The sequence below is a fragment of the Paenirhodobacter sp. genome (genome assembly GCF_047600745.1).
Taxonomy (GTDB): Bacteria; Pseudomonadota; Alphaproteobacteria; order Rhodobacterales; family Rhodobacteraceae; genus Rhodobacter.
Window position 1 is genome coordinate 811,195 of record NZ_JASGKI010000004.1, and the last position, 19,410, is coordinate 830,604.

At 65.0% G+C, this 19,410-nt stretch carries 13 protein-coding genes; 1 reads left to right on the plus strand and 12 read right to left on the minus strand.

Going from position 1 to position 19,410, the window contains the following annotated elements; translation table 11 throughout:
* Positions 1-69 precede the first annotated feature (69 nt).
* The 5 genes from QM789_RS12665 to QM789_RS12685 all read right to left on the minus strand — a co-directional run bounded on the left by QM789_RS12665 (position 70) and on the right by QM789_RS12685 (position 7,051).
* Positions 70-735, minus strand: coding sequence for a cell wall hydrolase (locus QM789_RS12665; protein WP_420352248.1), 666 nt, complete (start codon positions 733-735; stop codon positions 70-72).
* Positions 736-960: 225 nt separating this feature from the next.
* Positions 961-3,504, minus strand: a complete 2,544-nt coding sequence (locus QM789_RS12670; RefSeq protein WP_420352249.1) for a putative PEP-binding protein — start codon at positions 3,502-3,504, stop codon at positions 961-963.
* An 82-nt stretch (positions 3,505-3,586) separates the two neighbouring features.
* The gene (gene glyS, locus QM789_RS12675) at positions 3,587-5,647 is read right to left on the minus strand and encodes a glycine--tRNA ligase subunit beta (RefSeq protein ID WP_420352250.1); all 2,061 of its coding nucleotides are present in this window, start codon (positions 5,645-5,647) and stop codon (positions 3,587-3,589) included.
* A 1-nt stretch (position 5,648) separates the two neighbouring features.
* On the minus strand, positions 5,649-6,119 hold the full coding sequence (locus QM789_RS12680) for a DUF6446 family protein (protein ID WP_420352251.1): 471 nt from the start codon (positions 6,117-6,119) through the stop codon (positions 5,649-5,651).
* The gene (locus tag QM789_RS12685; RefSeq protein ID WP_420352252.1) at positions 6,116-7,051 is read right to left on the minus strand and encodes a glycine--tRNA ligase subunit alpha; all 936 of its coding nucleotides are present in this window, start codon (positions 7,049-7,051) and stop codon (positions 6,116-6,118) included. Before QM789_RS12685 ends, QM789_RS12680 begins: the two co-directional genes overlap by 4 nt.
* 255 nt (positions 7,052-7,306) lie before the next feature.
* Between QM789_RS12685 and QM789_RS12690 the strand changes: the two genes are divergently transcribed.
* Entirely contained in the window at positions 7,307-10,747 is a 3,441-nt protein-coding gene (locus QM789_RS12690; RefSeq protein ID WP_420352253.1) for a pyruvate carboxylase, read from the plus strand.
* 83 nt (positions 10,748-10,830) lie between these two features.
* Here the strand turns inward: QM789_RS12690 and QM789_RS12695 are convergent, their stop codons facing one another.
* Genes QM789_RS12695 through nuoK form a run of 7 tightly spaced genes read right to left on the minus strand, consistent with a single transcriptional unit; the run spans position 10,831 to position 19,392 of the window.
* Positions 10,831-12,456, minus strand: a complete 1,626-nt coding sequence (locus QM789_RS12695) for a ribonuclease J (protein ID WP_420353309.1) — start codon at positions 12,454-12,456, stop codon at positions 10,831-10,833.
* A 47-nt stretch (positions 12,457-12,503) separates the two neighbouring features.
* Positions 12,504-13,280, minus strand: coding sequence for a type III pantothenate kinase (locus tag QM789_RS12700; protein WP_420352254.1), 777 nt, complete (start codon positions 13,278-13,280; stop codon positions 12,504-12,506).
* 12 nt (positions 13,281-13,292) lie between these two features.
* Entirely contained in the window at positions 13,293-14,054 is a 762-nt protein-coding gene (locus QM789_RS12705) for a biotin--[acetyl-CoA-carboxylase] ligase (protein ID WP_420352255.1), read from the minus strand.
* The gene (nuoN, locus tag QM789_RS12710; RefSeq protein ID WP_420352256.1) at positions 14,044-15,480 is read right to left on the minus strand and encodes an NADH-quinone oxidoreductase subunit NuoN; all 1,437 of its coding nucleotides are present in this window, start codon (positions 15,478-15,480) and stop codon (positions 14,044-14,046) included. The genes QM789_RS12705 and nuoN overlap by 11 nt, the downstream gene beginning before the upstream one ends.
* A 13-nt stretch (positions 15,481-15,493) precedes the next feature.
* On the minus strand, positions 15,494-17,026 hold the full coding sequence (locus QM789_RS12715; RefSeq protein ID WP_420352257.1) for an NADH-quinone oxidoreductase subunit M: 1,533 nt from the start codon (positions 17,024-17,026) through the stop codon (positions 15,494-15,496).
* Complete coding sequence (gene nuoL / locus QM789_RS12720) at positions 17,026-19,080, minus strand: NADH-quinone oxidoreductase subunit L (protein ID WP_420352258.1); 2,055 nt, start codon at positions 19,078-19,080, stop codon at positions 17,026-17,028. The genes QM789_RS12715 and nuoL overlap by 1 nt, the downstream gene beginning before the upstream one ends.
* A 6-nt stretch (positions 19,081-19,086) precedes the next feature.
* Positions 19,087-19,392 (minus strand): NADH-quinone oxidoreductase subunit NuoK, encoded by a 306-nt coding sequence (gene nuoK / locus QM789_RS12725; RefSeq protein ID WP_420352259.1) that lies wholly within the window; start codon positions 19,390-19,392, stop codon positions 19,087-19,089.
* Between the last annotated feature and the right edge of the window lie 18 nt (positions 19,393-19,410).

The following is a 19,410-nucleotide window of genomic DNA, read 5'->3' on the forward strand; positions in this document are numbered from 1 at the left end:
CCCCACCATATAGAAACGGGGCGAACCGAAGCCCACCCCGAAACGGCACTTGTGAACCGTCAAACGACCTCAGTTCTCGGCGGTCTGCACCGGCTTGCGGTAGAACAGATGCGCACCGATCTTCGCCGTGCGCTCGAACCGGCGCGACCAGGACGGCTTCACCGCCGTGGTGTGGAAATAGGTTGCCCCATCGGTCAGCGTGCGCGGCTGGCCATCCAGCATGGCCCGGGCGATCTTCTGTGCCTGACGATAGGCGGCCATGTTGGAAGGCTTGTCCGACCGCCCGTCACAGACATAGCTGAACTGGCAACCGCGACCGGACCGCTGGTTGACCACACCGCAGACCGTCTTCGGGAAGGCGGCGTCATCGACCCGGTTCAGGATCACCTCGGCAACCGCCTGCTGACCGGCCAGAGGCTCGCCCCGCGCTTCGTGATAAACCGCCGTGGCGAGGCATTGCACTTGCGCATCGTTCCTGACGGTCGGCTGTGCATCGAGCCAGCCCGCCGTCAGGCGGCGCGGCTGGCCATCCTTCGGCGCCGCGACGATCGCCGACATCCGCGCGGACGGGACCGAACCGAGACCGGCACGCTCCTGACCGAGCAGCGACACGAGCCCGGCTTCCGCAGCCATACCGGGATCATTCGACTGGCTTACCGTGACTTCGGCACGCAAGCCTCCGGCGAGGGCAAGGAGGACAACCGCGCCCCCCGTCCAGCTTTTCAGCACTGACATGGTTTCTTCCGATAAGGACAATCGCCCCGGACCAATGCCGGGACCACAGGGGGTTAATCAAAGTTAACCCACCCTGTCCACTTATCGGTTCAAAAGCAGGCAGAAAACCGCCGCCAAGCAGCGAAATTCCGCGCAGCATGAAAGCGAATCACTCCGCTAACACAAGTTGGTTAATTAGAGGCAAGCAACTGAAAGTGCCAGAGGAATTCGGCGGTCAAGAGCATTTCAGAACCCCGCCCGCTTGCGGGGTGCGAGCAGCGCGAAATGGGCGGCGGCCAGCCGCGCAACCGGAACCCGGAACGGCGAACAGGACACATAATCGAAGCCCGCAGCCCGGCAAAAGGCGATTGATTCGGGATTCCCGCCATGTTCGCCGCAGACCGAAATGGTCACACCGGGCCGCGCCCCCCTGCCCCGTCCGGCCCCGATCAGCAGCAATTCCCCCACCCCCTCAACATCCAGGATGTGGAACGGATCCTCGGCATAGACGCCCTGCTTGACATAGGTGGACATGAACCGCCCCGCATCGTCGCGCGACAGGCCATAGGTCATCTGCGTCAGGTCGTTGGTGCCGAAGGACAGGAAATCAGCGAACTCCGCGATCTCCCCCGCCCGCAGCGCGGCGCGCGGGGTTTCGACCATCACCCCCAGCCGGTAGGAGAACTGCGCCTTCATCTCGGTGCGCACGGCGGCGGCCACGGCGTCGATCCGGGTCTTGACGATCTCGGCCTCGCGCGCAGCAGAGACGAGAGGGATCATCACCTCGGGCACGACCGGGGCGCCGCGCCGGCCCGCCTCCACCGCCGCCTCAAAAATCGCGCGGGCCTGCATGTCGTAGATCTCGGGCACGGTCACGCCCAGCCGCACGCCCCGCATCCCCAGCATCGGGTTGAACTCCCGCAGCGCCTCGCAGCGCCGGGTGACCTCGGACAGCGGACGGTCCAGCGCCTCGGCCAGTTCCCGCATCCCCTCGCGGTCATGCGGCAGGAATTCATGCAGCGGCGGGTCGAACAGCCGGATGCAGACCGGCTGCCCCGCCATGATGTCGAACAGCGCGCTGAAATCCGCCCGCTGCATCGGCAACAGCCGCTCCAGCGCCACCCGCCGGTCGTTCGGCGTATCGGCGAAGATCATCTCGCGCATCACCGTCAGCCGGTCTTCATCGAAGAACATATGCTCGGTGCGGGCCAGGCCGATGCCCTCGGCCTCGAACATCCGCGCGGTGCGGGCATCGTCCGGCGTATCAGCATTCGCACGGATGCCGATGTCGCGCACATTGTCGGCCCAGTGCAGCAGCGTGCGGAACCCATCGTCCAGCGCCGGTTCCAGCATCGCGGTGGACCCCGCCAGAACCTCGCCATTGGTGCCGTCCACCGTGATCACATCGCCCTCGCGGAAGGTCCGGCCATCCTGCGCGGTCATGGTCCGGTCGCGCGGATTGATCGAAATATCGGCGCAGCCCGCGATACAGGGCAGCCCCAGCCCGCGTGCGATCACCGCCGCATGCGAAGTCATCCCTCCCCGCTCGGTCAGAACGGCAACCGAGGCGTGCATCCCCCGCACATCCTCGGGCACGGTTTCGCGGCGCACGAGGATGCAGGCTTCGTCGCGGGCGGCGGCGGCCTGCGCGGCGGCGGCGGAAAACACGATCCGACCGGTGGCGGCCCCCGGGCTGGCCGCGATGCCGCGCGCCAGCAACTCGCGCGTGCCACGCGGATCGACCTGATAGTGCAGCAACTCCGTCAGCGCCCGCGGCTCCACCCGCAGCAGCGCATCCTCCCGGCTGATCACCCCGTCCTGCGCCAGCGCCACCGCGATCTTCACCGCCGCGCGGGCAGAGCGGCTGACCCGCACCGCGTCGATCACCGCGACCTTGCCGCTTTCGATGGTGAATTCGACCTGCATCTCTTCGCGCAGCTTGCCCCGGCAGCGCCCGCCATAATCGACCAGCTGGCCAAACACCTCCGGGTCGGCCTCTTCGAGCGAGGCGCCGCGCGGATCCTTCGTCAGATAGAGCGTCTCGACCGAGGCCTTCCGCCCCTGGCTCTGACCCCGGAACCGGCCGGTGATCCGTGGCGTGCCGGTGACGGAATCGACGAATTGCATCGTCCCCGATCCCGACAGCCCCGGCCCGATGCCAAGCGCCATCCGCTGCACCAGAAGGCCCAGCACCGCCTCGGCGGGGGCGCCCTTGGCCTGCCGCAACAGCCGCGCCGTCGTCCCCTCCCAGGCCCGCGCCATCGAGCGCAGCACCTCCGCCATCTGCCGCGCCGGCGATTGCGGGAAATCGTCATCCGTCTCCGCGCGATAGGTGGCCAGCGCCGCCTTCAGCGCGCCGGGCCCCGGATCCTCGTGGAACATGTCCGGGTCCAGCCGCGCCACATTCGTCGCATAAAGCTGCACGAACCGCAGATAAAGCGCATCCGCCGCCTCCTGCCCATGCGAGCCGATCAGCCGCGCATGGACCGCATCGTTCATGCCCACGTTCAGCACCGTCCCCGGCCCGCCCCATTCCGGGTTCTCCGGGCTGGAGCGCACCGAGACCAGGAAATCCGGCCCGAAGACCTCGGCGATCCGTTGCGTATCGGGCAACTGTCCCGCCGCAATCGCGCGCACCGTTTCCGTGGGCAGCGCAACCGTCTGCGGCACCGGCATGTCCAGCCGGATCAGCCGTTGCAGGCATTTCGCCCGCCAGCCATGTCGTCCCGTCTCGATCTGCGCCGTGGGCGTGATCTCGGTGAAGTCGGCCAAATCGGCGTGTTTCAGCATTGCGGCGATCCCTTCGGTCCGGAGCAGGATAGGCGGAACCACAGCCCTTGCAAGTGTGACGATGGTGGAACGGACCGAAGGCTCAGCCTTCGATCCGGGTCAGGTCGGCCACGCTCAGACAGATCTGCCGGATCCGCGACAACAGGTTGAGCCGGTTGCGACGCAGGATCTGGTTCTCCACATTGATCTGAACGGCGGTGAAGAACGCGTCGATCGGCGCGCGCAACGCCGCCATCGCGGCCATCGCGGCGGCGAAATCCTCGGCCTTCATCGCCGGGCCGATCGCCGCCTCCGCCGCATCCAGCGCGGCGAACAGCGCCGTCTCCTCCGGCCCCTCGGCGAATTTCGGATCGGCGCCGTAGCTGTATTCGACGCCATCCTTCGCCTCGGCCTGCGCGAGGATATTGTTCGCCCGCTTGAAGCCCTGGATCAGGTTGGTGCCATCCTCGCTCTTGAGGAACGCCGCCAGCGCCTCCGCCCGCTTCACCACCAGCGTCAGATCGTCATTCCCCGGCATCGACAACACCGCGTCGATCACATCATGCGGAATGTTCTGGTCGCGCAGATAGACCTTCAGCCGGTCGTGGAAAAAGCCGATCAGGTCTGCGGCATCCGCCTGCGCATTCGCCTTGGCGAAAACCTCCCGCAGGTTCAGCCGCAGCCCGTTCCCCAGCACCAGCCGGATCACCCCAAGCGCGGCGCGGCGCAGCGCGAAGGGGTCTTTCGATCCGGTCGGTTTTTCGTCGATCGCCCAGAATCCGGTCAGCGTGTCGATCTTGTCGGCCAGCGCCACGGCGACCGTCACCGGCTCCACCGGCACGTCGTCGGAGGGGCCAAGCGGCGAATAATGCCCCTTGCAGGCCGCGGCCACAGCCTCGGGCAGGCCCGCCGCACGGGCATAATAGCTGCCCATCAGGCCCTGCAATTCCGGGAATTCGCCGACCATCGCCGAGCGCAGATCGGATTTCACCACCCGCGCGGCCTGCGCCGCAAGCTCCGGCTCCGCGCCCACCACCGGGGCGATCTCGCGTGCCAGCGCCTCGATCCGGGCGATACGTTCGGCCTGCGAACCCAACTTGTTGTGGAAGGTCACCTGCGCCAGCCCCGAGCCCATGCCTTCCATCCCCTCGGTCCGCACCACCCGAAGGTCATGCTCCCAGAAGAATTTCGCATCCGACAGCCGCGCCGACAGCACCTTCAGGTTGCCTTTCAGGATTGTCGCGCCATGGTCCGCCGTCTCACGGTTCGCCACGGTGACGAAGCCCTCGATCCGCCCGGTCTTCGGGTTGCGCACCGAGAAGAACTTCTGATGCTCCTTCATCGAGGTCTGCAACACCTCGGGCGGCAGGCCGAGGAAATCCTCCGCGATGTCCCCCATCAGCGCGACCGGCCATTCGACCAGCCCCGCGACCTCGGTCAGCAGGCCCTTGTCCTCGACCAGTTCCAGCCCGCGCGCGAAGGCCAGCGTCTTCGCCTCGTTCCAGATCGTCTCTTCACGCTCCGCGCTGTCCAGAACCACCTTCGCCAGCTTCAACTTCGCCGCGTAATCCTCGAAAGAACTTACGGAAAGCGCCTCGGGCGCCATGAAGCGGTGGCCGCGCGTGACATTGCCCGACGCGATCCCGTCGACGTCGAGCGGCACCACCTCGGCCCCGGCCTCATCGGTCAGGATGCACAGGATCGAATGCAGCGGGCGCACCCACCGCAGGCTGCCCGACCCCCACCGCATCGACTTCGGCCAGGGGAAATTGCGGATCGTCTTTTCCAGCACCTCGGCGATGATCGCGGGCGCCTTGCGGCCCGGCTTCGTCACCACGGCGAAATAGGTCTGGCCCTTCTTGTCGTCGCGGATTTCCAGCTGATCCAGCGTCAGGCCGGTGGCGCGCAGGAACCCCTCCACCGCCTTTTCATTCGCGCCCACCGCCGGGCCCTTGCGCTCTTCGCGCAGGGTCGGGCTTTCGGCGCTCAGCCCCTCCACCGCCAGCACCAGCCGCCGGGGCGTCGAAAACGCCGCCGCATGGCCATAGGTCAGCCCGGCCTCGACCAGGCCATCGGTCACCAGCTTCTTCAGCGCCTCGCGCGCGCCGGGCTGCATCCGCGCCGGGATTTCCTCGGAGAAGAGTTCAATCAGCAGATCGGGCATATCACTCCCCCGCCTTGTCATTCAGTTGCTGCCAGGCATAGGCCCGGCCATCGGGATAGATCGCCACCACACGGTCGACGCCGGGGTGGATGTTCAGTTCGGACAGATAGGCTTTCGCCCGCCCCGCCTGCAAATCCTCGCCGATCTGCCGGGCATCGAAGCAGGAAAACCATTTCGGCGCATTCAGCGGCGTCGGCCGTTCGTAGCGCTGATAGGCATCGGCGGTGGCGGCGGGCAGATCGGCCGTGAAACAGGCGCGGAATTTCAGGGGCGAGCTGTCGCCGTCTATCCCCTTGAAATTACTGGTGGCCACCGGCTCTTCGGCGCCACCCTGCGCGGTCAGACGGATTTCGGCCGCCGTGCTGTCGGCGGGAACGTCGTGGTAATAGCCATAGACCTGCGCATACCAGACGCCGGCCCCGGCAATCACCGCGGCTACCACGATTTCCCCTCCGACCAGACGGCCATTCACGCCGCTTCCCCGCTCCAGCCGCCCGCCGTGGTCTGCACGAAGGCATCGGCGCATTTCTTCGCCAGCGCCCGGACCCGGCCGATATAGGCCTGCCGCTCGGTCACCGAGATCACGCCGCGCGCATCGAGCAGGTTGAACAGGTGGCTGGCCTTGATGCACTGGTCATAGGCCGGATGCGCCATGATGATGCGTTTGCCGGAATTCGGATCCTCGGGCGGGAAATCCAGCAGATGCTGGCACTCGCGCTCGGCATCCTCGAAATGGCGCAGCAGCATTTCGGTATTGGCGGCATCGAAATTGTGGCGGCTGTATTCCTCTTCGGTCTGGCGGAAGACATCGCCATAGGTCAGCGGAATCGGCGCGTCCGGATCGTTGAACGGCATGTTCATCACATGGTCAACGCCCAGCACATACATCGCCAGCCGTTCGAGCCCATAGGTCAGTTCACCCGACACCGGACGGCAGTCGTGCCCGCCGACCTGCTGGAAATAGGTGAACTGGCTGACTTCCATCCCGTCGCACCAGACCTCCCAGCCCAGGCCCCAGGCGCCCAGCGTCGGGCTTTCCCAGTCGTCCTCGACAAAGCGGATGTCATGCAGGCCGAGGTCGATGCCAATCGCCTCCAGCGAGCCGAGATAGAGTTCCTGAAGGTTCGGCGGCGAGGGTTTGATCAGCACCTGATACTGATAATAGTGCTGCAAACGGTTCGGGTTTTCGCCATAGCGGCCATCGGTCGGGCGGCGCGAGGGCTGCACATAGGCCGCGGCCCAGGGCGTGGAGCCGAGCGAGCGCAGCGTGGTGGCCGGGTGGAAGGTGCCTGCCCCGACCTCCATATCATAGGGCTGCAAGATCGCGCAGCCCTTCGAGGCCCAGTAGGACATCAGCCGCAGGATGATTTCCTGAAACGAACGGGGGGCGACGGGGTTCGGCATGGGCTACTCCGGAAGAAGGCGCCCCTTCTCCTAGGCAAGTGCCGGGGAAGGGTCAACGGGGCCAAGCGAAATGCAGGGCCGATCCGGGGGAATTTCCGTCCCTCCCCCGGCGATGGCAGCACGGACACCGGCCCGCTGAGGGGATTTGCAAATTCGCTCGGCTTCAGGCTGTTAATTTGCTATTGTTTTCATTTTCCGGCTTGCGCCGCATCGCAGCAAAGCTAGGCTTCCGGCACATTGGACAGGGGAGACGGAGTGTCTATGTTCCGCAAGATTCTGATCGCGAACCGTGGAGAGATTGCGATCCGCGTGATGCGCGCCGCGAATGAACTCGGCAAGAAGACGGTTGCCGTCTATGCCGAGGAAGACAAGCTGTCGCTGCACCGTTTCAAGGCAGATGAAGCCTATCGGATCGGCGAGGGGCTGTCGCCCGTCGGCGCCTATCTCTCCATCCCCGAGATCATCCGGGTGGCACAGGAATCGGGCGCGGATGCGATCCATCCGGGCTATGGCCTGCTGTCGGAGAACCCGGATTTCGTCGATGCCTGCGATGCGGCGGGGATTACCTTCATCGGGCCGAAGGCGGCGACGATGCGGGCCCTTGGCGACAAGGCTTCGGCGCGCAAGGTGGCGATCGCCGCGGGCGTGCCGGTGATCCCGGCCACCGAGGTTCTGGGCGAGGACTTCGACGCGATCCGCAAGGAGGCCGCCGAAATCGGCTATCCGCTGATGCTCAAGGCGAGCTGGGGCGGCGGCGGGCGCGGCATGCGGCCGATCAACGGGCCGGAAGACCTCGAATCCAAGGTCCGTGAGGGCCGGCGCGAGGCCGAGGCCGCCTTCGGCAATGGCGAGGGTTACCTCGAAAAGATGATCCTGCGCGCCCGCCATGTCGAGGTGCAGATCCTGGGCGACAAGCACGGCCATATCTACCACCTCTATGAGCGCGATTGCACCGTGCAGCGCCGCAACCAGAAGGTCGTCGAACGCGCCCCCGCCCCCTATCTGACCGACGAACAACGCGCCTTCGTCTGCGAGATGGGCAAGAAGATCTGCCAGCATGTGAACTACGAATGCGCGGGCACCGTCGAATTCCTGATGGATATGGACGACGGCAAGTTCTACTTCATCGAGGTCAACCCCCGCGTCCAGGTCGAACATACGGTCACCGAAGAGGTCACCGGCATCGACATCGTGCAGGCACAGATCCGCATCGCCGAGGGCGCCACGCTGGCCGAGGCGACCGGAGCGGCGACGCAGGCGGACGTGAAACTCTCGGGCCATGCGCTGCAATGCCGGGTGACGACCGAGGATCCGCAGAACAACTTCATCCCCGACTACGGCCGCATCACCGCCTATCGCACCGCGACCGGCATGGGGATCCGGCTCGACGGCGGCACCGCCTATGCGGGCGGCGTGGTCACGCGCTACTATGACAGCCTGCTGGTGAAGGTCACCGCCTGGGCGCAGACGCCGGATCAGGCGATCCACCGGATGGACCGCGCGCTGCGCGAATTCCGGATCCGGGGGGTGTCGACGAATATCGACTTCGTGGTGAACCTGCTCAAGCACCCGACCTTCCTCGACATGAGCTATACGACGAAGTTCATCGACACCACGCCGGAGCTGTTCGACTTCAAGCCGCGCGAGGACCGGGCGACCAAGATCCTGACCTATATCGCGGATATCTCCGTCAACGGGCATCCCGAAACCGCGGGCCGGGCAAAACCCCGGGCGGATGCGAAACCGCCGAAGCTGCCGCCGGTGAAGGGCGCGATCCTGCCCGGCACGCGCGACCTGCTCGACACGCAGGGGCCGAAGGCGGTGGCGGACTGGATGCTGGCGCAGAAGCGGCTTCTGATCACCGACACGACGATGCGCGACGGGCATCAGTCGCTCTTGGCCACGCGGATGCGCTCGATCGACATGATCAAGGCCGCGCCGGTCTATGCGGCGAATCTGGGCGGGCTGTTCAGCGTCGAATGCTGGGGCGGCGCAACCTTCGACGTCGCCTATCGCTTCTTGCAGGAATGCCCGTGGCAGCGGCTGCGCGACATCCGCGCGCGGATGCCGAACATCCTGACGCAGATGCTGCTGCGTGCCTCGAACGGGGTCGGCTACACGAACTACCCCGACAATGTGGTGACCTTCTTCGTGCAGCAGGCGGCGAAGGAAGGCGTCGATGTGTTCCGCGTGTTCGACAGCCTGAACTGGGTCGAGAACATGCGCGTCGCGATGGATGCCGTGATCGACAGCGGCAAGATCTGCGAGGGCACGATCTGCTACACCGGCGACATCCTGAACCCCGACCGGGCGAAATACGACCTGAACTATTACGTCGGCATGGCGAAGGAGCTGGAGGCCGCGGGCGCCCATGTGCTCGGGCTGAAGGACATGGCGGGTCTGCTGAAACCCGCTGCGGCCCGGGCGCTGGTCAAGGCGCTGAAGGAAGAGGTCGGCATCCCCGTCCACTTCCACACCCACGACACGTCGGGGATCGCGGGGGCTTCGGTTCTGGCGGCGGCGGAGGCCGGGGTGGATGCGGTCGATGCGGCGATGGATGCGTTTTCGGGCGGCACCTCGCAGCCCTGCCTTGGCTCGATCGTCGAGGCGCTGGCCCATACCGAGCGCGACACCGGCCTCGACATCGGAACGATCCGGCGGATGTCGACCTATTGGGAGGCCGTGCGGCACCAATATGCGGCGTTTGAATCCGGATTGGAGGCGCCGGCGTCCGAAGTCTACCTGCACGAAATGCCCGGCGGGCAGTTCACCAACCTGAAGGCGCAGGCGCGCTCACTGGGTCTTGAGGAACGCTGGCACGAGGTCGCGCAGGCCTATGCCGATGCGAACCAGATCTTCGGCGATATCGTCAAGGTCACGCCGTCGTCAAAGGTGGTGGGCGACATGGCGCTGATGATGGTGGCGCAGGGGCTGAGCAAGGAAGATGTTCTCGACCCGGCGAAGGACATGGCCTTCCCGGATTCGGTGATCGACATGCTGAAGGGCAACCTCGGGCAGCCCCCGGGCGGCTGGCCCGCAGGCATCACGGCCAAGGCGCTGAAGGGTGAGCAGCCCGAAACCGAACGGCCGGGCAAGCATCTTCCGGCGGTGGACCTTGAGGCGGCGCGGGCGAAGCTCGAAACGGAACTCGGCGGCTACCGGATCGCCGATCACGAACTGGCCGCCTATCTGATGTATCCGAAGGTCTATGTCGATTACATGACCCGGCACCGGACCTATGGCCCCGTGCGCACCCTGCCGACGCCGGTGTTCTTCTACGGCATGGATCAGGGCGACGAAATCTCGGTCGAGATCGACCCGGGCAAGACACTGGAAATCCGGTTCCAGACCAAATCGGAAACGGATGAGGCCGGTGAGGTCAAGGTGTTCTTCGAGCTGAACGGCCAGCCGCGCTCCGCCCGGGTGCCGAACCGCTCGGCGAAATCGGCGGTCAAGGCGCGGCCCAAGGCGGACCCGGCGAACCCCGGCCAGATCGGCGCGCCGATGCCCGGTTCGGTCGCCTCGGTCACCGTGACGCTGGGCCAGACGGTGAAACCGGGCGACCTGCTCCTCACCATCGAGGCGATGAAGATGGAAACCGGGATCCACGCCGACAAGGAAGGCACCGTCAAGGCCCTCCACGTCCGGCAGGGCGACCAGATCGACGCCAAGGATCTGCTCGTCGAAATCGCATGACAAAAAGCCGGGCCCTCCAAGGCCCGGCTTCTCCGTCCGGAAACGGTTCCAACGAAGTCCAGGGACCCCAAGGGCCGCGCGGATCAGTCCGCCACGAGGCGCGACACCACCACCACCACCTCGGGCTTCTTGCCGATCTCTTCCATCGCCACCTGACGCGCGATGCGGCGCATCCCCTCGTCCAGCTTGTCGTCCGACGCGATCATCTTCACCGAAGCGCGTTCGAGGAAATCGGTCAGTTCCTCCTCGATCTGCTGCGTCAGGTCGGCGCCGGTCCGGCCGCGCGACGGCAGGCCCATCAGCTCGACCCAGGGCTCGCCCAGCGGCTGCTCGTCCTCGTCGATGATCACGGTGATCAGTACCAGCCCGTTCAGCGCCATCCGGATCCGGTCGCGCACGACGCCATCCATCGCCCCGATCAGCGCCGAGCCGTCCAGATAGCTCCGCCCGGTTTCGATATATTCGACCACCTTCGGCCGGTCGCCGGTCAGATCGACCATCGTGCCATTGGTCGCGACCTCCGAGGCGATGCCCTTCGCCGTGCCGATCTTCGCATGTTTGCGCAGGTGGCGGTGTTCGCCGTGCATCGGGATCAGGATCTTCGGGCGCAGCAGGTCATGCACCGCCTCAAGATCCGGACGGTTGGCATGGCCCGACACATGGTAGAGCCCGCCCTGGTCATCGACCACATCGACGCCCATCTCCGAGAAATTGTTGATGATGCGGATCACGCCGCGCTCGTTGCCCGGGATCACGCGCGAAGAGAACAGGAAGGTATCGCCCTCCTTCATCTCCAGCCCGAGATATTTCCCGCGCGACAGTTGCGCCGTCGCCGCGCGCCGCTCGCCCTGCGATCCGGTGACCAGCAGCAGCAGATTGTCCCGTGGCACCTCGACCGCAGCCTCCGCCGGGATCGTCCCCGGCATCCCGGTCAGCACGCCGGTTTCCTCCGCCGCCGCGACCATCTTTTTCATCGCCCGCCCGAGCAGGCAGATCGACCGCCCCGCCGCGCGCCCGGCCTCGGCCAGCGTCTTCAGCCGCGCGACATTGGAGGCGAAGGTCGTCGCGACCACCATCCCCTTCTGCGCGGCGATGAAATCGCGCAGGGGCTCCGCCAGCGTCGCCTCCGACCGGCCCGGCTGCGGCGAGAAGACGTTGGTGGAATCGCACACCAGCACCTTCACCCCCTGCCCCTCATGCGCGATCTCGTGCCACAGCAGCGGGTCGAAGGGCTCGCCCACCACCGGATTGCCATCAAGCTTGAAATCCCCGGTATGGACGATCCGACCCGCCGGCGTGTCGATCACCAGGGCCGAGCTTTCCGGGATCGAATGGCTCAGCGGCACGAATTGCACCTTGAACGGCCCGGCCTCGATCACCTGCGGGCGCGGCTCGACGACCGTCACCGTATCCGACGGATGCCCAGCCTCTTCGAGCTTCATCGTGCCGATCTTCGCCGTGAATTTGCGCGCATAAACCGGCTTGCGCAGCCGCGGCCACCAATGCGGCAGCGCGCCGATATGGTCTTCGTGGGCATGGGTGATGAAGATCGCCTCGATCCGATCGACGTTTTCCTCAAGCCAGGACAGATCCGCCATGATCAGATCGACGCCCGGGGTGCTGTCCATATCCGGGAAGGTCACGCCCAGATCGACAACGATCAGCCGCTCCTTCCCCTCCGGCCCATAGCCATAGACATAGGCATTCATGCCGATTTCGCCGGCGCCCCCGAGAGGAAGATAGATCAGTCGGTCGCTCACGCCCCCAGCCCCTTGTTGTAGTCATATATGAGCCGAAGCCCGTGGATCGTCAGGTCGTCCTCCACCCGGTCGAACAGGTCGAAGCCCTGGTCGAACAGCGGCGCGAGGCCCCCGGTGGCGATGACCCGCATCGGCCGGTCGCGCTCCAGCCGGATCTGGCGGACGATGCCCTCGACCAACCCGATATAGCCCCAATAAACGCCCGCTTGAATACATGCCACGGTATTCGTGCCGATAACCTTGTCGGGATGCGTAATATCCACATGCGGCAGGGCGGCGGCGGCCATGTGCAGCGCCTCCAGGCTCAGGTTCACGCCGGGCGCGATCACCCCGCCGATATAGGCGCCATCGGCATCAACCACGTCGAAGGTCGTCGCCGTGCCGAAATCCACCACGATGAGGTCGCCGCCATGGCGCGCGAACCCGGCCACCGTATTCACCAGCCGGTCGGGGCCGACGGTCGTGCCCGCATCGACCCGCGGCGCCACCGGCAATTCGCATTCGGGCTTGCCCACCACCAGCGGGCGGCAGTCGTAATAGCGGTTGCACAGCACGCGCAGGTTGAACACCACCCGCGGCACGGTCGAGGAAATGATCGCCTCGTTGATCTTCGCGGAAATCCCCTTCAGCGTCATCAGCGTGTTGAGCCAGACGAAATATTCATCCGCCGTGCGGCGATGATCGGTGGCGATCCGCCAGGTGGACAGGAACTCCTGCCCGTCCCAGATCGAAAACACCGTGTTGGTATTGCCGCAGTCGATGCACAGAAGCATGGTCCCGCCCCCTCAGAAGAACACATCCGCCGCCGCGATGGCGCGCGGACCCTCGGCCGTGCGCAGGATCATCGCGCCGGTCTGGTCGATCGTCTCGAAAATGCCCTCGTGGCTTTCGCTGCCGGTGCGGGCGATCAGCCGTTCGCCAAGCCGCGCGGCGCGGGCGAGCCATGCCTCCCGGATCGGGGCGAAGCCGTAGGTTTCATATTGCCGCGCCCATCGGTCGAAGGCCATGGCGAGCGGTGGCAAAAAATCCTCGGGCGGGATCCGGATCCCGGTTTCGTCAGCCAGGCTGACCGGGCGCACGGCGCCGGGCTCGACCAGGGACGCAGGCGGCGCAGCCACCAGGTTGACCCCGATGCCAATGGCAAGATGCGTCGGTACCCCGCCCTTGCCCGCGGTTTCGAGCAGGATCCCCGCGATCTTCCCGCCGTTCAGCAGCACGTCATTGGGCCATTTGATCGACAGCCGCGCATGTGGCCCGGCGATCTGCGACAACGCCTCGTCGAGCGCCAGAGAGGACACGAAGGTATAAAGCGCGGCCTCCGGCAGCGCGACCTTCGGCCGGAACAGCAGCGTCGCCGAGAAATTGCCCGCAGGCATTTGCCATGCCCGGCCGCGCCGCCCGCGACCCGACGTCTGCTCCAGCGCCAGAATCCAAGCAGGCCCCGCGAGATGCGGGGCCAGACGGGCCGCTTCGGACATCGTGCTGTCAACCGACCCGAGAACGTGGCGTGCCACGCCCTCGGGCCAAAGCGTCAGATCAGTGGACAAGGGCCGCAGCCGCCGCCTGCGCGGCGCCCTCGATCCCGAACAGGTTCACCGCACCCGCCACCATGATCACCGCCGAAGCCACCAGCAGCAGCCATTGCACCATCGGCATCCGGGTGTCGAGCGGCTCCGATTCCGCGCCGAAATACATGTAGTAGACGACGCGCAGGTAGTAGAAGGCCGCGATCACCGAGGCAACGACGCCCAGCACCGCCACCCAGCTATAGCCCGCGAACAGCGCCGACCGGATCACCGCGAATTTCGCGAAGAAGCCCAGCATCGGCGGCACACCGGCCAGCGAGAAGAAGATCACCAGGAGCGCCAGCGCCTTCACCGGCTCGGTCTTCGAGAGCATGTTCAGCGCGGTGATGTCGGTCACCGGCTTGCCGTCCCGCTCCATCGACAGGATGAAGGCGAAGACGCCGACGTTCATCACCACATAGATCGTCATGTAGATCAGCGTCGCCTCGACCCCCGCCGCATTGCCCGCAAGCAGGCCAAGGAGCGCGAAGCCCATATGCGCGATCGAGGAATAGGCCATCAGCCGCTTGATGTTGCGCTGACCGATCCCGGCGACGGCGCCGAGGAACATCGACAGCAGCGCGATCAGCGCGATCACCTGCCCCCAATCCCCAGTGACATTGCCGAAGGCGTCAAACATCAGCCGCGCGATCAGCCCCATCGCGGCCACTTTCGGCGCGGTGGCGAAGAAGGCGGTGACCGGCGTCGGCGACCCTTCGTAGACGTCGGGCGTCCACATGTGGAACGGCACCGCCGAAACCTTGAACGCCAGACCGGCGATCATGAACACCAGACCGAAGAGCACGCCCACCGGCAGATGGCCGTCCTTGACCACGGTGATGATGCCCGCGAAATTCGTCGTCCCGGCAAAGCCGTAGGTCAGCGAGGCGCCATAGAGCAGCAGGCCCGAGCTGAGCGAGCCCAGCACGAAATATTTCAGACCGGCTTCAGAAGAGCGTTCCGAATCCCGACGCAGCGCGGCGACGACATACAGCGCCAGCGACATCAGTTCGAGGCCGAGGTAGAGCGCCATCAGGTCGCCCGCCGAAACCATCATCATCATGCCGATCACCGCCAGCACGATCAGGATCGGGAACTCGAACCGCAGCAACCCGCGCCGCTGCATGTAATCGGAACTCATCGCCAGAACGGCGGCCGAGGAGACCAGCGCCAGCACCTTGGCGAAACGGGCAAAGGCATCGTCGATGAACAGCCCGCCGAAGGCCACCCGCGATCCGCCGCCCGTCCCGATCCAGAGCCCGACGAGCAGCAGCACCGCCACCGTCGCCCACAGGATCGGCCCCGCCACCTTGTCCTTACCGGTCCAGACGCCGAAGAGAAGTGCCGCCATCGCATAGATGGCCAGCACGAACTCCGGCAGGACCGTGGAGAAATCCGCAGAAGTCATCGTCTTTTCTCCCTCAGTGACCGGCCACGGCCGCAACGGCGGGCAGGCTGGCGTGGTAGTTCTGGACAAGCTGGGCCACCGAAGGCCCGATCAGATCGGTGACGATCCAGGGGCATATGCCGAGGATCAGCGTCATCGCAACGAGCGGGGCGAAGATCGCCTTTTCGCGCGCGGTCATGTCGGAAATGGTCTTCAGGCTTTCCTTGACCAGTTCGCCGAAGATCACCCGACGATAGAGCCACAGCGCATAGGAGGCCGAGAAGATCACCCCCGAGGTGGCGACCAGCGCGATCCAGGTGTTGACCTGGAACACCCCCATCAGCGTCAGGAATTCACCGACGAAGCCCGAGGTGCCCGGAAGGCCGACGTTCGCCATGGTGAAGAACATGAAGATCAGCGCGTAACGCGGCATCCGGTTCACGAGGCCGCCATAGGCCGCGATCTCCCGCGTGTGCATCCGGTCATAGATCACGCCGACACAGAGGAAGAGCGCGCCCGACACGAAGCCGTGCGACAGCATCTGGAAGATCGCGCCGTCGATGCCGAGCTGGTTGCCCGCGAAGATCCCCATCGTCACATAGCCCATGTGCGCGACCGAGGAATAGGCGATCAGCTTCTTCATATCTTCCTGCACCAGCGCGACGAGCGAGGTGTAGACGATGGCGATCGCCGACATCCAGAACACCACATCCGTCATCACCCAGGAGCCCACCGGGAACATCGGCAGCGAGAAGCGCAGGAAGCCGTAGCCCCCCATTTTCAGCATCACCGCCGCCAGCAGGACCGAAGCCGCCGTCGGCGCCTGAACGTGCGCATCGGGGAGCCAGGTATGCACCGGCCACATCGGCATCTTCACCGCGAAGGAGGCGAAGAAGGCGAGGAACAGCAGCGTTTGCATGCCGCCGATGATATGGATGCCGAGGACCGAGAAGGTATCCGTCGGGAATTTCGTCACCATCAGCGTCGGAATGTCGGTGGTGCCCGCGAACGTATACATCCAGATCATCGCCACCAGCATCAGCACCGAGCCGAGGAAGGTGTAGAGGAAGAACTTGAACGAGGCGTAGATCCGGTCCTTGCCGCCCCAGATACCGATGATCAGGAACATCGGGATCAGACCCGCTTCGAAGAACAGGTAGAATAGCACCAGGTCGAGCGCGGTGAACACGCCGATCATCAGCCCTTCGAGCACGAGGAAGGCGATCATGTATTCCTTGACGCGCTTGTCCACATCCCAGGCCGAGGCGATGGTCAGCGGCATCAGGAAGGTGGTCAGCAGCACAAACAGGATCGAAATCCCGTCGACGCCCATCTTGTAGCGCAGGCCCATGATCCATTCATGGTCCTCGACGAACTGGAACCCCGGGTTCGAGGGATCGAACCCCGCCAGCAGGAAGAGCGAGATCAGGAAGGTGACCGTGGTCGCCGTCAGCGCGAACCATTTCGCGCCGCGATCCGCCGTCGGCGAGCCCCCGCGCTGCACCAGCGCCAGGATCGCCGCCGCCACCAGGGGGACGAAGGTGATGATGGAAAGCAGGTTTTCCATTAGTGAGAACCCCCGGTCAGAACGACCCAGAACATCAGCGCAACGATGCCGACGACCATCGCGAATGCGTAGTGGAAGAGATAGCCGGACTGCATCCGGCCCGCGAGCCGGGTCAGGCTGGGCACGATGCCCATCGCGACCCCGTTGATCGCGCCGTCGATCGTGCCGCCGTCGCCCTTCTTCCACAGCAGCTTGCCGAGACATTGGGCGGGTTTGACGAAGACCACGTTATAGAGTTCGTCGAAATACCACTTGTTCAGCAGGAACTTGTAGAGGCCGGGCTGCGCCTTGGCCAGGCGCACGGGCAGCGTGGTGTCCTTGATGTAGAACAGCCAGGAAACCGCGAGGCCGAGCAGCATGGCGATGAAGGGCGAAACCTTCACCCAGGCGGGTGCGTGGTGGGCATGCTCCATCACCTCTTCGCCCGGACCCATGAAGATCGCGCCGAGCGGGGCATGGACGGCATCCGTGCCATGGGCCGGTTCGGCCACCGCTTCGCCATGGGATTCGGACGCTTCGGCGTGATGCTCCGGCATGCCGAAGAAGCTCAGCACCTTCGCATGATCGCCGAAGAAGCTGTTATACCACAGCATCCCCGAGAACACCGCGCCAAGCGCCAGAACGCCAAGCGGGATCAGCATGACCGGCGGGCTTTCATGCGCATGTTCATGCGTGTGATGATCGCCGCGTTCCTTGCCGTAGAAGGTCATGAAAATCAGGCGCCAGGAGTAGAAGGAGGTGAAGGCCGCCGCGATGACCAGCATCCAGAAGGCATAGCCGACGCCCGAGGCATAGGCGCTTTCGATCACCGCATCCTTCGACAGGAAGCCCGCGAAGCCGATATGGGTCAGCGGAATGCCGACACCGGTGATCGCCAGCGTGCCGATCATCATCGCCCAATAGGTCAGCGGGATCTTCTTGCGCAGGTTGCCGTAGTTGCGCATGTCCTGCTCGTGGTGCATCGCATGGATCACCGACCCCGCGCCGAGGAACAGCATCGCCTTGAAGAAGGCGTGGGTCAGCAGGTGGAACATCGCGACCGAATAGACGCCCGACCCCGCCGCCACGAACATGTAGCCGAGCTGCGAACAGGTCGAATAGGCGATGACGCGCTTGATGTCGTTCTGCACGAGGCCGACCGTTGCCGCGAAGAAGGCGGTGGTGGCGCCGAGATAGATGATGAACAGCTTCGTCTCCGCCGCATATTCATAAAGCGGCGACATCCGGCTGACCAGCACGACACCGGCGGTCACCATGGTCGCGGCGTGGATCAGCGCGGAGACCGGCGTCGGCCCTTCCATCGCGTCCGGCAGCCAGGTGTGCAGCAGAAGCTGCGCCGATTTCCCCATCGCGCCGATAAAGAGCAGGAAGCCGATCAGGTTCACCGCGTTCCAGTCCCGCCACAGGAAATGCAGCGTGGCATCGGTATGCGCCGGAACCCAGGCGAAGATGTCGTCGAACTTCAGCGAACCGACCAGATAGTAGATCGCGAACATGCCCAGAAGGAAGCCGAAGTCCCCCACCCGGTTGACCACGAAAGCCTTGATCGAGGCAGCGCCGGCCGACTGCTTCTTGTAGTAGAAGCCGATCAGCAGGTAGGAGGCCAGACCCACACCTTCCCAGCCGAAGAACATCTGGAACAGGTTGTCCGCCGTCACCAGCGACAGCATCATGAAGGTGAAGAGCGACAGATAGGCGAAGAACCGCGCCTTGTAATGCTCGTGGTGATCCCAGGCCGGATCATGCGCCATGTAGCCGAAGCTATACAGATGCACGAGCGCCGAGACCGAGGTGACGACGATCAGCATGATCGCGGTCAGCCGGTCGATCCGGATGCCCCAGCTCAGATCGAGCGTGCCGGACTGGATGAAGTCGAGCAGATGGATGTGCCGGGTAACGCCGTCGAACCCCAGAAACACGATCCAGCTCAGCGCGCAGACGAGGAACAGCAGCGCGGTGCACAGCACCATCGCGCCCTTCTCGCCGATCACCCGCCAGCCGAAGCCGCCGATGAGGGCCCCGACAAGGGGCGCCAGAAGAATGACCGTTTCCATGCGCCCTTACCCCTTCATCACGTTCACGTCGTCCACCGCGATGGAGCCGCGGTTGCGGAAGAACACCACGAGGATCGCCAGACCGATCGCCGCCTCCGCGGCCGCCACGGTGAGCACGAACATGGTGAAGATCTGCCCCACGAGATCACCCGCGAAGCTGGAGAAGGCCACCAGGTTGATGTTCACCGCCAGCAGGATCAGTTCGATCGACATCAGGATGACGATGACGTTCTTCCGGTTGACGAAGATCCCGAAGATGCCGGTGACGAACAGAACGGCCGCCACACCCAGGTAATGTTCAAGTCCGATCATCGTCGGTCCCTCGCGTTT